Genomic DNA, 12894 nt, shown 5'->3' on the forward strand with positions numbered 1-12894 from the left:
CATGCAGATCACCTTCGCCAGCTACAATATCCACAAGGCCGTCGGCATCGACCGGCGCCGCGATCCCGAGCGCATCCTCTCGATCCTGCGCGAGATCGATGCCGATGTCGTGGCGCTGCAGGAGGTCGACCGGCGCTATGGTCGGCGCATGAGCGTGCTGCCGCTCGACATGATCCATGCGACCACGGCCTATGAGCCGGTGCCGCTGTCGATGAAGCCTGACAGCCTTGGCTGGCACGGCAACGCGATCCTCGTGCGGCGGGGCATCACCCTGATCGAGGCGCAGGCGGTGCCGCTGCCGGTGCTGGAGCCGCGCGGGGCGATCTGTGCCGAGCTTGAAAAGGACGGGCGCCGGTTCCGCGCCATTGGCATGCATCTCGATCTTTCGGGCCTGCGCCGCCGACATCAGATCCGCAGCGTGCTGGCGCATGTTGACGGCTGCGCTGCCCGTTGCCCCACCGTGATGATGGGCGATCTCAACGAGTGGTCGCAGGCGGGAGGTTCGCTGCGGGAATTTGCAGCGCCGTGGCAGGTGTTGGCGCCGGGGCGCAGTTTTCCGTCGCGCCGCCCGATGGCCCAGCTCGATCGCATCATTGTTTCGCCGGAATGGGGTGTGATGACAACGAACGTTCACAGAACGGCGCTATCGGCGACAGGATCGGACCATCTGCCCGTCCATGCGACACTTTCTCTGCCTAAAAAATAGGCAGTGTGCTCGCGAATCGGGCGATGAATTGAGTTTTTCGCGCGACCGGATGCGGGAACTTTGTCCGAATCCTCCATATCCTTACCGGATTGTAAATTGGCACGCTGTTTGCATTCCTCAATTTGACCGACGCTGGGGTCGGTTCTTCATGGGGGAATGGGATGAAGTTCATCATCGCCATCATCAAGCCCTTCAAGCTCGACGAGGTCCGAGAGGCCCTGGGCGCGATCGGCGTAGCGGGCATGACGGTCTCCGAGGTCAAGGGCTTCGGACGTCAGAAGGGGCAGACGGAAATCTATCGCGGAGCGGAATACTCCACGAACATGCTGCCCAAGGTGAAGATCGAGGTCGCCGCGCCGGACGATCTGGCGCCCAAGATCGTCGAGACGATCCAGCAGGTCGCCAGCACCGAAGCCATCGGCGATGGCAAGATCTTTGTCCTCGACCTCGCCTCGGCCGTGCGCATCCGCACCGGCGAGTCGGGCGACACCGCGCTCTGATCCGCGCTTTCGGAGGGATTTCCACGATGTTTCGCAAGCTTCTGAGCGGCGCCGGCGCACTGGGTGCGTCTCTGGCTGTCGCCATGCCCGCCTCGGCGCAGGCCGCCGCGACGCCGACCATCAACAGCGGTGACACCGCCTGGATGATGACGTCGACGCTCCTCGTTCTCATGATGATCGTTCCTGGTCTCGCCCTGTTCTACGGCGGTCTGACCCGCTCGAAGAACATGCTCTCGACGATGACGCAGATCGGCGCCGTGGCGTGCTTCGCCATGCTGATCTGGGTGATCTACGGCTATTCGATGGCCTTCGGTGACGGCGGCAACGCTTTCGTCGCGGGCTTCGGCAAGGCCTTCATGAAGGGTGTCACGCCGGACTCGGTTTCGGGCACGATCCCTGAATACGTCTTCGCCTGCTTCCAGATGACCTTCGCCGCGATCACCATCGCGCTGGTTCTGGGTTCGACTGTCGAGCGCATGAAGTTCTCGGCCGTCATGGTCTTCGCGCTGGTCTGGCTGACCATCGTCTACTTCCCGATCGCGCACATGGTCTGGGCACCGACCGGCTACTTCTTCGGTCTCGGCGCGCTTGACTACGCCGGTGGTACGGTCGTCCACATCAACGCCGGTGTCTCGGCGCTGGTGGCCGCGATCATGCTCGGCAAGCGCAAGGGCTACCCGCATGAGCCGATGGCGCCGCACTCGCTGACGCTGACCGGCGTCGGCACCGGTCTGCTGTGGGTGGGCTGGTTCGGCTTCAACGCAGGCTCGGCGCTTGCCGCCAACGGCGCTGCCAGCCTTGCCATGATCAACACTTTCGTCGCCACCGCTTCGGCCGGTCTGTTCTGGATGCTCGCCGAGCGTCTGGCAGGGCACAAGGGTTCGGCTCTGGGCCTGTGCTCGGGTATCGTCGCCGGTCTCGTCGCCGTCACCCCGCCGCTGGCAACTCTGGCCCGTTCGGCGCGATCATTCTGGGCGCCGTCGCCTCGATCGTCTGCTTCTTCGCGGTCAGCAAGCTCAAGCCCAAGCTCGGCTATGACGACGCGCTCGATGCTTTCGGTGTCCACGGCATCGGCGGCATGATCGGCGCAGTCGGCACCGGCATTGTCTACGCCCCGATGTTCGGTGGCCCCGGCAAGCCGGACTTCGTGATCGGCCACCAGCTGCTGGTGCAGGTCGAAGCCGTCGTCGCCACCATCGTCATCTCGACCATCGGCACCGTGATCGCGATCACCATTGCCAAGCTCATCACTGGCCTGCGCGTCAGCGAAGAGGTCGAGCTCGAAGGTCTCGACATCGGCGAGCACGGCGAGCGCGCCTACAACTGAGTTTTTACCGAATTGGCGGGGGCAAGGGTTTCCTCTCTCCTCTTCTCCCAACGGTTCCCGCCAAACCATGTTCCTCCTGCGAACACAGACTTATCGGGCCGAGGCGCAAGCTTCGGCCCTTTTTTCTTGGGTCTTGCAGGGGATATAAGCGTGCCGCGAGCACAAAAAGGCCTCCAGACATGCTCTGTCTGGAGGCCTTTTGGAATGCGGCGATCAGGCGTTCAGCAGGGCATGCCCCTCTGGCGTGCCAGTTTCGGCTCGGTCGATTACCCGTGGCCCGCCGCGAGCATGTCGATCAGCGCGCGAATCGGGGTGACGTCGTACCCGGCCTCAGCGGCGCGGGCGGCGATCACGTCCGGCGCGTCGCCCGCGCGGGCCGAGGCCAGTGCCCAGAGCAGGGTCGAGCGGGTGCCCGAGCGGCAGTAGGCCAGCACCGGCCCTTCCGCATCGAGTGCGGCATCCATGGCTTCGACCTGTCCCTGGCTGAAGCCGGAATGGCCGACCGGAATCGCGATGTAATCGATCCCGGCGGCGCGGGCGGCAGCTTCGATGCTCTCGCCCGGCGTCTGGTCTTCGCTTTCGCCCTCGGGGCGGTTGTTAATGATTCGCACGATCCCGAGTCGGCTGGCCTCAGCCACCGCATCAACGTCGATCTGCGGACTGGCGAAGACGGAATCGGTGATTTTGCGGAACATGGGCGACCCTTCGGTGCTGCGCCAAGGGCACGATGAAAGGTGCCATTGGCAGGTTGTGTCGCGGTAGAAGACCTTCCGGCAAGATCAGGCAAGTGCAAAATGGAATGATCGCAACTGAATCTCGCCGATTCCGCTGATGTCCTGCGTATTTGTGTTCGCCAACGGACTTTGAGTGGTGTAAGGTCGCGAATTGAAGGACTGTTTGCTGCGCTTTTGGCGCGGCGCAGTGCTGTGCCCGACGCGCCACGTCCACGCGCTCGGGGGAATGAATCTGGGGCGGAGCGAAGGTACGTTCGTAGACATGAGTTTTGACAAAGGTCGTCGCGGAAGGGGACGCGATAAACGAGATCAGTTTGGAGAGAACGAGTTCGATCCGTTCTATGCCGGACAGGATCGCTTCGGCGGCGGTGGTGACCGTTTCGGGGGCGGTGGTGACCGCTTCGGCGGCGGTGGCGGCTACGGCGGTGGTGGCGGCGGCTTCGGCGGCGGCTCGCGCGGTGGCGGCTTCGGCGGCGGCGGTGGCGGCTTCGGCGGTGGTTCGCGTGGCGGCGGCTTCGGCGGCGGCCCGCGTGGTGGCGGCGGTGGCGGCATGCCCGGCCAGGTCGTCGGCGAAGGTACTGGCGTCGTCAAGTTCTTCAACGCAGCCAAGGGCTTCGGCTTCATCCAGCGCGATGAAGGCGGCGACGATGTGTTCGTTCACATCAGCGCGGTCGAGCGTGCAGGCCTTGAAGGTCTGGCCGAAGGTCAGCAGCTGCAGTTCCAGCTCGTCGATCGCGGCGGCAAGATTTCGGCGGCCGAGCTTTCGGTCGTTGGCGAAGTCATCGCCGTCGAGAAGCGCGAGCCCGCTCCGCAGCGTCAGCTCACCGGTGAGCGTGCCAGCGGCACGGTCAAGTTCTTCAATTCCATGAAGGGCTTCGGCTTCATCACCCGTGATGACGGCCAGCCGGACGCATTCGTTCACATCAGCGCTGTCGAGCGTTCGGGCCTGCCGGGTCTGAACGAAGGCGACCGTGTGGAGTTCGACATCGAGGTCGATCGACGAGGCAAGTACTCGGCGGTCAACCTTTCGTCGCTTCAGGGTTGATCTGACCCGCCTTTCCCCGGCGGTTTGACCGGGGAAGGCAACAGACTAGAAGCACGCAGATGGCGGCCCTTCCGGGGCCGCCATTTGTCGTTTGCAGTGCAAGAGTTTCATTTCACCGATTTGTTTCATCAAGGAATTCGTCATGTCGATCACACCGCTGATGCCCGTTTACCCCCGGTGCGACGTGCGTCCCGTTCGCGGGGAGCACTGCCATCTGATCAGCGAAGACGGCCGCCGATTCCTTGATTTCGCCAGCGGTATCGCGGTGAACCTGCTCGGCCACTCGCACCCCGGTCTGGTCGGCGCGATCCAGAAGCAGGCCGCCACGCTGATGCACGTCTCGAACCTCTACGGCAGCCCGCAGGGCGAAGCCGTCGCCAAGCGGCTGACCGAGCTGACTTTTGCCGACACGGTGTTCTTCACCAATTCGGGTGCCGAGGCGGTGGAGTGTGCGATCAAGACCGCGCGCGCCTATCACCAGTATCAGGGCGATACGACGCGCTATGAACTGATCACCTTCAAGAACGCCTTCCACGGCCGCACGATGGGCGCCATTGCCGCGTCCAACCAGGAGAAGATGCACAAGGGCTTCGAGCCCATGCTGCCCGGCTTCAAGTACGTGGAGTTCAACGATCTCGAAGCCGCACGCGCGGCGATCGGCCCGAACACGGCAGGTTTCCTCGTCGAGCCGATCCAGGGCGAGGGCGGCATCCGCATCGGCACCGAAGAGTTCATCAAGGGCCTGCGCCAGATCTGCGACGAGCAGGATCTGATGCTGGTCTTCGACGAGGTGCAGAGCGGCGTGGGCCGTGCCGGTACGCTGTTCGCCTATGAGCAGTACGGCGTGATCCCCGATGTGATGTCGATCGCCAAGGGCATCGGCGGCGGCTTCCCGGTCGGCGCCTGCCTCGCCACCGAAAAGGCGGCGCGCGGCATGACCTTCGGCACCCATGGCTCGACCTATGGCGGCAACCCGTTCGCGATGGCGGCGATCGACGCGGTGCTCGACGCCGTGACCGAAGAGGGCTTCCTCGCCGAGGTGCGCGCCAAGGGCGAGCGGATTATGTCGCGCCTCGAACAGTTCATCGGCAACTATCCCGAACTGTTCGAATCGGTGCATGGTCGCGGCCTGTTCATCGGCGTGAAGATGAAGGTCGAGCCGCGGGCGTTCGTGGCGCACATGCGCGATCACCATGGCCTGCTCACCGTTTCGGCGGGCGACAACGTGGTGCGCGTCCTGCCGCCGCTGGTGATCGAGGACGCGCATATCGACGAGTTCATGGAGAAGCTGTCTGCCGCTGCGGCGGACTATCAAGTGGCGGAGACCGCATGATGGGGCGGCATTTCCTCAATATCGCCGATGCCGGCAGCGAGGCGCTGCGGCGGATGCTCGACGATGCCCACGCGCGCAAGACTGCGCGGCTGGGCAAGCCCAAGGGCGGCGTCGATGCCGACGCGCCGCTTGCCGGGCATACGCTGGCGATGATCTTCGAGAAGAACTCGACGCGCACGCGCGTCTCGTTCGACATGGCGATGCGCCAGCTTGGCGGCACGGCGCTGATCATGGAGGCGGGCAGCACGCAGATCGGTCGCGGCGAGACGATCGCCGATACCGCGCGCGTGCTCAGCCGCATGGTCGATGCGATCATGATCCGCACCGACGATCATGCCAAGATCGAGGAACTGGCGCATTACGCCGACGTGCCGGTGATCAACGGCCTGACCGATCTGTCGCACCCGTGCCAGATCGTTGCCGACTTGCTGACCCTGCATGAGCGCGGCGTCACGCTGGAAGGCATGGTCATGGCCTGGCTGGGTGACGGCAACAACGTCACCAATTCGCTGATTGAGGCGGCGGGGCTGCTCAAGTTCACAATCCGCATCGGCGGCCCGGCAGGGTACGAGCCCGACGCCGGGTTCATCGAACGCGCCCGCGCCGCCGGTGGCCAGGTGGTGCTGACCAACGATGCGGCTGAGGCGGTCGCTGGCGCGCAGGTTGTCGTCACCGATACCTGGGTCTCGATGGGGCAGGCGGGCGGCGAGGTTCATATCGCCGCGATGCAGCCCTATCAGGTCGACGCGGCGCTGATGGCCAAGGCCGATCCCGCCGCGCTGTTCCTGCACTGCCTGCCCGCGCACCGCGAGGAGGAAGTGACCGGCGAGGTGATCGACGGGCCGCAGTCGGTGGTCTGGGATGAGGCGGAAAACCGCATCCATGCGCAGAAGTCGGTCCTGCTCTGGGCACTCGGCAAGCTGTGATCGAAGACGACCTGCCTGCGGGCGATACCGGTTTCGATCGCGTTCTGTCCTTCAGCGTCCCCGCGCGCAGCGCGCGGGGGCGTCTGGTCCGTCTCGGCCCGGTGCTGGAGACGGTGCTGTCGGCGCACGACTATCCGGTGGTCGCCAAGCATCTACTGGCCGAGGCGCTGGTGCTGACGGCGCTGATGGGATCGCTCCTCAAGGACGACGAGGCGCAACTGACGTTTCAGGCGCAGGCCGAGGGCGGGGCGATCGACCTGCTGGTCTGCGATTATCGCGCGGGTGAAGTGCGCGGCTATCTGCGCCACAACGCCGCGCTGATGGCCGACCTCGGTCCGGAGGCGCCGCTGGAGGCGCTGTTCGGCAAGGGCTATCTGGCGATCACGTTCGACCTCGCGACATCGGGTGAGCGTTATCAGGGGGTTGTCCCGCTGGAAGGGCGCTCGCTGGCCCACGCGTGCGAGCAGTATTTCGCCCTGTCGGAGCAGATTCCGACGCTGATCCGCATCTCGGTGCGCTCGAACGGGGCGCGCTGCTGTGCGGGCGGCCTGCTGGTGCAGCATCTGCCCGATGGCGAGGAAGGCCGCGAGCGTCTGCACGCCAAGGACGATCACCCGGACTGGGAGCACGTCTCGATCCTGGCAGGCAGCACCACGCCCGAGGAACTGGTCGATCCGGTGCTGACGCTGGAAGACCTCACCTGGCGCCTGTTCCACGAGGAAGAGGAAGTGCGCGTCGATCCGTTGCGGCACCTGCAGCGCGGCTGCCGTTGCTCGGTGGCGCATTATCAGTCGGTGCTTGGCCGTTTCCCAGAGGACCAGCTGGCCGAAATGCGCGATCCGGACGGGACAGTCCCGGTCGATTGCGCGTTCTGTTCGAAGATCATCCGAGTCGAGGTCTGAGCTTTCAGGCCGGATCGCTAGGCGCAGCTTATCTTCGTATACCTTGATTTCGGTCTGAATTTCGCCCGATTTGCCATGCAGCATGGCAAAATGCGGGAACAATCCCGATATGCCGTTTTGTAGTATCGACGAATTGCGGATTGGAACGATGACTTTGGGTAGACTGGCAGCGCTGGGAAGCGTGTGCGCCGTCATGGCTGGCTCGGCATTGGTTGCTGCGGTTCCGGCCGGGGCCATGCTTGACGAGCTGACCTCGGGGAACTGGGAACTGCGGGAGCGCGGTGCTTCCGCGCCGGTTCGCCAGCTGTGTCTCGATAGCGGGCGCGAGCTGATCCAGATGCGCCATGCCGGGATGGCCTGCAGCCGCACGGTCGTGCAGGACACGCCCCAGGAGGTGACAGTGCAATATACCTGTCCGGGGCAAGGCTATGGTCGCACGCATATCCGGCGTGAGAGCAACAGCCTGATCCAGATCGACAGCCAGGGCATCGCCAAGGGGCAGCCCTTCTCCTTTACCATGGAAGGGCGCCGCACGGGCGATTGCGCCAAGTGACAGGGGGCATGATCGGGGGCGTCATCGGGGACGCAAGGTTGAGTTGGCGCCGTTGTGGGGTTAGCGCGGGATCATGACTGATATTTCTTCCGAAACCCCGCGTGATGCGGTCGTCCTGCTTTCGGGCGGGCTTGATTCCATGGTTTCTGCGGCCATCGCTCTGGAGCAGGGCTATCGCGTCAATGCCCTGACCATCGACTACAACCAGCGCCATCGCCGTGAACTGGATGCCGCGCGCGAGATTGCCCGCACGCTGGGCGCGGCGCGCCATGTCGTTCTGCCGCTGGACTTGCGCCAGTTCGGTGGATCGGCACTGACCGACGATATCGACGTTCCCAAGGATGGGGTGAGTGCCGACGACATCCCGGTGACCTATGTGCCCGCGCGCAATCTGGTGTTCCTGTCGCTGACGCTGGCCTGGGCCGAGGCGATCGGGGCGCAGGATATCTTCATCGGCGTCAATGCGCTCGATTATTCGGGCTATCCGGACTGTCGGCCGGAGTTCATCTCGGCTTTCGAGAATGTCGCCACGCTGGCGACGAAGGCCGGGGACGGGGGTAAGGCCTTCCATATCCGCGCGCCGCTCCAGTTCATGAGCAAGGCCGATATCGCGCGCGAGGCGGCCCGTCTGGGGCTGGAGACCGGGATGAGCTGGTCGTGCTATGATCCGCAGCCGGACGGCAAGGCCTGTGGCCTGTGTGACAGTTGCCGCCTGCGCAAGGGCGGGTTCGAGGAAGCAGGGCTTACCGATGCGACGCCTTACGCGGCCTGATTCTCAAGCCTCTGAACAGGCGCACCTTGCGTCTGTTGATGAAACGAAAAAGGCCGCCCGCGATATCGCAGGCGGCCTTTTTCGTGCCCGTGCCAGTGAGGCGCTTATCAAACCCGCACCCTGGCCTGAAGCTGGGGAACGACGTGAAATGCCTCCGTTTGCAGCAGGCAAAAGAAAAGGGGGCCGGATTTCTCCAGCCCCCAATCCTGTACCGTTGCCGGTTTGCTTACTGGCCCGAACCCGGACCGTAAGTGATCTCGACGCGACGGTTCTGCAGCTCGCGCACGCCATCCGCGGTCGGAACGCGCGGGTTGGCTTCGCCGAATGCCTGGCTCGAGATCGAGCCGTCGGGGATGCCGTGGCTGGTGAGGTACGCACGGACCGAAGCGTTGCGACGCTCCGAAAGGCCCATGTTGTACTTCGGCGTACCCGAACGGTCGGTGTAGCCTGCCAGCATGATCGGAACGTTGTCGCAGTTGCCGTAGGCGCTGATGGCGCTGTCCAGGATGCTCGACGCTTCCGGCGTGATGTCCGACTTATCCCAGTCGAAGAACACGATGTACGGACCCTTGTTGCAGACCGGAGCCGGCGGCGGGGGCGGCGGGGGCGGCGGCGGGGGCGGCGGGGGCGGCGGGGGCGGCGGCGGAGCCGCTTCCTCTACCTTCTTGCCACCGAAGTTGTAGGCCAGCGTGCCCATGATCGAGTGCGAGCGCCAGCGGGTGCGAATATCGTCACCGGCATCGTCGACGAGGTCAACGTTGCTGACGTTCTGGAAGCGGTACTTCAGACCCACGTCGATGTGGTCGGTGATCGGGGCGCGAATGCCCGCGATGACCTGCCAGGCGAAGCCGGTGTCCGAGTCGCCGATCGTGGTCGACTTGACGCGAGCGACGCCCGCACCACCGCCGACATAGCCCTGAAGGCCGTCGTCGGGACCGAAGTCAACGAGGCCGTTGACCATGAACGACAGGTTCTGACCCTTGCCGCCGAGGTCCTTGACGTCAGCCTGGCGATAGCTGGCTTCGGTTTCGAGACGGAACGGACCGAAGTCGTAACCGAGCTCTGCACCACCGTCGAAGCCGGTGTGGTAGTTGATGTCGCCTTCATTGACACCGTTCACGTGAACGGCTGCGTCTTCGACGATCATCGCGCCGAAGTCCATCTGAAGATACCACGAATTATCTCGTGCGAATGCGGGAGTGGCGATGGCGGTAGATGCCATGGCCAGTCCAAGGACGAGTTTCCTCATACGTTTCCCCTACTAAGAAATTGGAGCCACCGAGTGCTGCGGTGTCTAGCTCCTCCCATAAGTGCACGCAAGCGCACAATCGAAGGCCCTGTGGCAAGAATGCCGCAGTAGACAGGTCGCCGAGAACTGCTCGTACGACCCAAAGCCGGACACCTGCATTTCGTGACCCCTGTTGTTGCGGTTTTCACACCGACGGTAAGACACCCAAGGCTTGCAAGGCGGAAATCAGGGCATTGATCGCCGCTCGAGCCTCCCCATCAACTACGGAGCCGCCTAGTGGTTCCTGCGGAGTGGCGGGTTTTTGCCAATTTTCGAAAAAAAGCATGTCACTGGCCGTGGCGAGGTTGAAGATTCGCATCCCTTCGCACGGCGAAATGAAAACCCAGCTGCCCTGCTGGAAGCAGGCGATGGCATCGTCCTGACCCGCAAAATCCCCGCTTGCATCGCTTGCAACAACCCAGGAGTCGCCCTCCTGCATCGCTTCGGGTGGCGCAGATGCAACGCCTTTGACCGTGCAATGCAGCAGGGCATCCGTCCGCGCGAGGCTTTCGTTCACGAAGACTTCCTTTTGCGCCTGACCGGAGAATAAAAGGGGTAGGGAAAAGCGCGGCGTAGTGGAGGAAAAGGCGATCGGATCGGTCATGACGGGCCTCGTTATGGGGTGAGGTCAGGGAAGAACGGAAAAAACCAGCGGCTCGGAGAGCGCGAAAGTACCCTGCTGGCGGATACGGACCGACTGTTCGGCCACGGCGTCTTTTTCGAGCGGCGTGAGATCGAGCCAAGGGACGTCGACACTCCAGCGGGCAAGAGGACGATCGTCGGGCCCCGCAGTGACGACATAGCGCTCCGCTTCCTCGCTCAGGGGGACGTCGATCCCGTCCGCCCAGCGCCAGCCGCCGCGTGAACGCCGGGTCCAGCCAAGGCGGGTTGTTCCGTCGGCCATCGTGGTGACCGCGGGATGGACCGGCGATGGCGGGCGCAGCGATAGCCCGGACAGGCGGACATTACTGACGACGGGGACGGGATCGCCCAGGCCCGATGCGGCGATGCGCGATATGCGGCTATCTGCAGATAGCGACGTCATTTGCCGATCGAGCAGTACGAACGGTTCGCCCACCGCGTGAGTCGCGATGCCGGATTCGGTGCCGGCGCGTCCGCGCAGCAGGCCGCGCAGTTGCCAGCGCCCCTGCCCCAGCGGCACGGCACTGGCAAACTGGAGGAGTTCGTCTCCGACAAGCGCAAGATTGGCGCCCAGACTGAGGTTTTCGGGGGATGAAGACACGAGCGCCATGTCGATAGCGGCGAGTTGCACTTCGAGTCGTGAAGTTCGGTCAAATCGCGCCGGATGCGCCGTGCCGGGAACCGTCAGCACTTTGCCGAGGGCTGCACGGGTGCGGCCGGTCGCCCCTGCGCCTGCCAGATCGCCGTTGTCTTCGACGAGATACAATGCCGCGCCGCTCCAGCCGGTGGTGCTACTGGACGCGGCGGCAATGACGCGCCTGCTGGAAAGTGCGTTGCCCTCGCCATCGTCGGGCAACTCGAACGCCTGCAGCAGCGTGGCAGAGGCTGCCGCATCTGTGGCTTTGCCTGCGCGGCCAGCCGAGGTCGCCATCGCGGAAGCGCTGTCGGCACCGGTCGGCGCACAGCGTTCGAGCGAGAGTTCGACCCCTGCATCGCGCCACTCCCATACCCCACGCGCCAGATTCCGGCGATGTCGGGCATTGTCACGAAGCTGCCTGGCCGAATCGCGGGATCGAGTTCGCGCGTGCGCCAGGCGATCCGGTCGCGCGACCAGTCGATCCGGCGCGCGGTGGTCTCGATCAGCGCGCGGGCGGTGTTGGCGGACAGCGCTGCGGGCAGTTCGATGGTGGCGGGCTGGCCGGGCGCGGGGCGTCCGGCGGCGCGCTGGAGGCCGGGGAGGTAATCGCGGTCGGGGTCGTAATAGCGCAGGGCTGCACTGGGCTGCGCGGGCGGTGCGGCGCGGCTGCGGGTCCAGCCGGAGCTGGCACCGAAGGCATCGTCCTCGGCAGAAGCCGTCGCTTCGCCGAGCGGGGAGACCGTGGTGGCCAGATCGCGGCGCTCGAACACCAGTGTCTCGCCTTCGACATGGCTGGCGAGCGGCACCACCTGATCGATCGTGGCGAGGGTATCCGCCAGCGTGCCGGTGTGGCTGAAGCCCTCGATCCCGGCAATCGGCGCTGTGACCTCGGCATTGTCGAGCAGCTCGCCGATCAGGTCTGCGGGCGTGAAGTCGCCGCTCGCCAGCACCTCGAAGGTCAGCGTGGGGATGCGGTTGTAGTATTCGGCTAGGTTGAGGTTCTCGAACACCACATAGGCCAGATCGCGGTGGGCGGGCGTCATCGCTTCGCCCTCGTTGGCGAGGATCAGCGGATCGGGCGCCTGATCGCCTTCGCCGGTGTGGATGCGCAGCGTGCCTGCCACTTTCAGGTCGCCCTCGGCCCCGCGCAGCAGGTTGCCGTCGGCCCAGATGCGCCCGATCCCGCTGATCGGACGGCTGGCGAGGGCGACCGCGAAATTCGCCGAATAGGTATAGACGGCAAGCGCCGTCGCGCCCTTGGTGCCGCCCTCGATGGTGGAATGCTCGATGAGATCGGTCGCCCAGATGATCGAGCCGCCCGTGCGCATCCGTCCGAAATGGCGCGGCAGGACCTGTCCATAGGTCGAATCGGTCGGCGTCAGGTCGGCGAGTCGCCCGCTGCTGCGCTGGCCCGAGCCGAACACGGCGCCGTCGATCTGGCGGCCCATCAGCGCGCCGATCGCACCGCCGACCGGGCCGGCCAGCGCGGTGCCGATGGAACTGAAGACGAGAGTGGCCATGCGGAAAAG

13 protein-coding genes and 1 pseudogene are annotated in these 12894 nt (G+C 64.7%); 9 read left to right on the forward strand and 5 right to left on the reverse strand.

The features are described from left to right. Position 1 precedes the first annotated feature (1 nt). From CI805_RS03910 to CI805_RS03920, 3 genes and pseudogenes are all read left to right on the forward strand, one after another. Positions 2 to 706, forward strand: coding sequence for an endonuclease/exonuclease/phosphatase family protein (locus CI805_RS03910; RefSeq protein ID WP_260926440.1), 705 nt, complete (start codon positions 2 to 4; stop codon positions 704 to 706). Between the two features lie 161 nt (positions 707 to 867). Then, positions 868 to 1206 (forward strand): P-II family nitrogen regulator, encoded by a 339-nt coding sequence (locus CI805_RS03915; protein ID WP_054442177.1) that lies wholly within the window; start codon positions 868 to 870, stop codon positions 1204 to 1206. A 26-nt stretch (positions 1207 to 1232) separates the two neighbouring features. Next, positions 1233 to 2533 (forward strand): annotated as a pseudogene (locus CI805_RS03920) (ammonium transporter). 266 nt (positions 2534 to 2799) lie between these two features. Here the strand turns inward: CI805_RS03920 and CI805_RS03925 are convergent. Then, positions 2800 to 3228, reverse strand: a complete 429-nt coding sequence (locus CI805_RS03925; RefSeq protein WP_260926441.1) for a TIGR01244 family sulfur transferase — start codon at positions 3226 to 3228, stop codon at positions 2800 to 2802. 301 nt (positions 3229 to 3529) lie between these two features. Between CI805_RS03925 and CI805_RS20830 the strand changes: the two genes are divergently transcribed. From CI805_RS20830 to queC, 6 genes are all read left to right on the forward strand, one after another. Beyond that, positions 3530 to 4312: a cold-shock protein gene (locus CI805_RS20830; protein WP_313958522.1), complete on the forward strand. Its 783-nt coding sequence runs from the start codon at positions 3530 to 3532 to the stop codon at positions 4310 to 4312. Positions 4313 to 4454: 142 nt separating this feature from the next. Next, positions 4455 to 5645, forward strand: a complete 1191-nt coding sequence (locus CI805_RS03940) for an aspartate aminotransferase family protein (protein ID WP_260926442.1) — start codon at positions 4455 to 4457, stop codon at positions 5643 to 5645. After that, positions 5645 to 6571, forward strand: coding sequence for an ornithine carbamoyltransferase (gene argF / locus CI805_RS03945; RefSeq protein ID WP_260927772.1), 927 nt, complete (start codon positions 5645 to 5647; stop codon positions 6569 to 6571). The genes CI805_RS03940 and argF overlap by 1 nt, the downstream gene beginning before the upstream one ends. Next, positions 6568 to 7473 carry an Hsp33 family molecular chaperone HslO gene (locus CI805_RS03950; protein ID WP_260926444.1) on the forward strand — a complete coding sequence of 302 codons (906 nt, stop codon included), beginning with the start codon at positions 6568 to 6570 and terminating at the stop codon, positions 7471 to 7473. Before argF ends, CI805_RS03950 begins: the two co-directional genes overlap by 4 nt. A 148-nt stretch (positions 7474 to 7621) precedes the next feature. Then, positions 7622 to 8026: a DUF3617 domain-containing protein gene (locus CI805_RS03955; protein WP_260926445.1), complete on the forward strand. Its 405-nt coding sequence runs from the start codon at positions 7622 to 7624 to the stop codon at positions 8024 to 8026. 73 nt (positions 8027 to 8099) lie between these two features. Further along, positions 8100 to 8798 (forward strand): 7-cyano-7-deazaguanine synthase QueC, encoded by a 699-nt coding sequence (gene queC, locus CI805_RS03960; protein WP_260926447.1) that lies wholly within the window; start codon positions 8100 to 8102, stop codon positions 8796 to 8798. Between the two features lie 226 nt (positions 8799 to 9024). Here the strand turns inward: queC and CI805_RS03965 are convergent, their stop codons facing one another. The 4 genes from CI805_RS03965 to CI805_RS03980 form a co-directional block, all read right to left on the reverse strand. Then, the gene (locus CI805_RS03965; RefSeq protein WP_260926449.1) at positions 9025 to 10047 is read right to left on the reverse strand and encodes an OmpA family protein; all 1023 of its coding nucleotides are present in this window, start codon (positions 10045 to 10047) and stop codon (positions 9025 to 9027) included. A 184-nt stretch (positions 10048 to 10231) separates the two neighbouring features. Then, a complete protein-coding gene (locus CI805_RS03970) occupies positions 10232 to 10690 on the reverse strand; it encodes a DUF2793 domain-containing protein (RefSeq protein ID WP_260926451.1) in 459 nt (152 codons plus the stop codon). 24 nt (positions 10691 to 10714) lie between these two features. Continuing rightward, entirely contained in the window at positions 10715 to 11494 is a 780-nt protein-coding gene (locus tag CI805_RS03975) for a hypothetical protein (RefSeq protein ID WP_260926453.1), read from the reverse strand. After that, a complete protein-coding gene (locus CI805_RS03980) occupies positions 11413 to 12885 on the reverse strand; it encodes a phage tail protein (RefSeq protein ID WP_260926455.1) in 1473 nt (490 codons plus the stop codon). The genes CI805_RS03975 and CI805_RS03980 overlap by 82 nt, the downstream gene beginning before the upstream one ends. Positions 12886 to 12894 lie beyond the last annotated feature (9 nt).

Source organism: Novosphingobium sp. 9 (assembly GCF_025340265.1).
Taxonomy (GTDB): Bacteria; Pseudomonadota; Alphaproteobacteria; order Sphingomonadales; family Sphingomonadaceae; genus Novosphingobium.

Bases quoted from the DNA above. Each gene is read 5' to 3' on its own strand.
- CI805_RS03925 (WP_260926441.1), bottom strand. From the start codon at position 3,228: ATGTTCCGCAAAATCACCGATTCCGTCTTCGCCAGTCCGCAGATCGAC.
- argF (WP_260927772.1), top strand. From the start codon at position 5,645: ATGGGGCGGCATTTCCTCAATATCGCCGATGCCGGCAGCGAGGCGCTG.
- CI805_RS20830 (WP_313958522.1), top strand. From the start codon at position 3,530: ATGAGTTTTGACAAAGGTCGTCGCGGAAGGGGACGCGATAAACGAGAT.
- CI805_RS03965 (WP_260926449.1), bottom strand. From the start codon at position 10,047: ATGAGGAAACTCGTCCTTGGACTGGCCATGGCATCTACCGCCATCGCC.
- CI805_RS03940 (WP_260926442.1), top strand. From the start codon at position 4,455: ATGTCGATCACACCGCTGATGCCCGTTTACCCCCGGTGCGACGTGCGT.
- CI805_RS03980 (WP_260926455.1), bottom strand. From the start codon at position 12,885: ATGGCCACTCTCGTCTTCAGTTCCATCGGCACCGCGCTGGCCGGCCCG.
- CI805_RS03955 (WP_260926445.1), top strand. From the start codon at position 7,622: ATGACTTTGGGTAGACTGGCAGCGCTGGGAAGCGTGTGCGCCGTCATG.
- queC (WP_260926447.1), top strand. From the start codon at position 8,100: ATGACTGATATTTCTTCCGAAACCCCGCGTGATGCGGTCGTCCTGCTT.
- CI805_RS03910 (WP_260926440.1), top strand. From the start codon at position 2: ATGCAGATCACCTTCGCCAGCTACAATATCCACAAGGCCGTCGGCATC.
- CI805_RS03915 (WP_054442177.1), top strand. From the start codon at position 868: ATGAAGTTCATCATCGCCATCATCAAGCCCTTCAAGCTCGACGAGGTC.
- CI805_RS03970 (WP_260926451.1), bottom strand. From the start codon at position 10,690: ATGACCGATCCGATCGCCTTTTCCTCCACTACGCCGCGCTTTTCCCTA.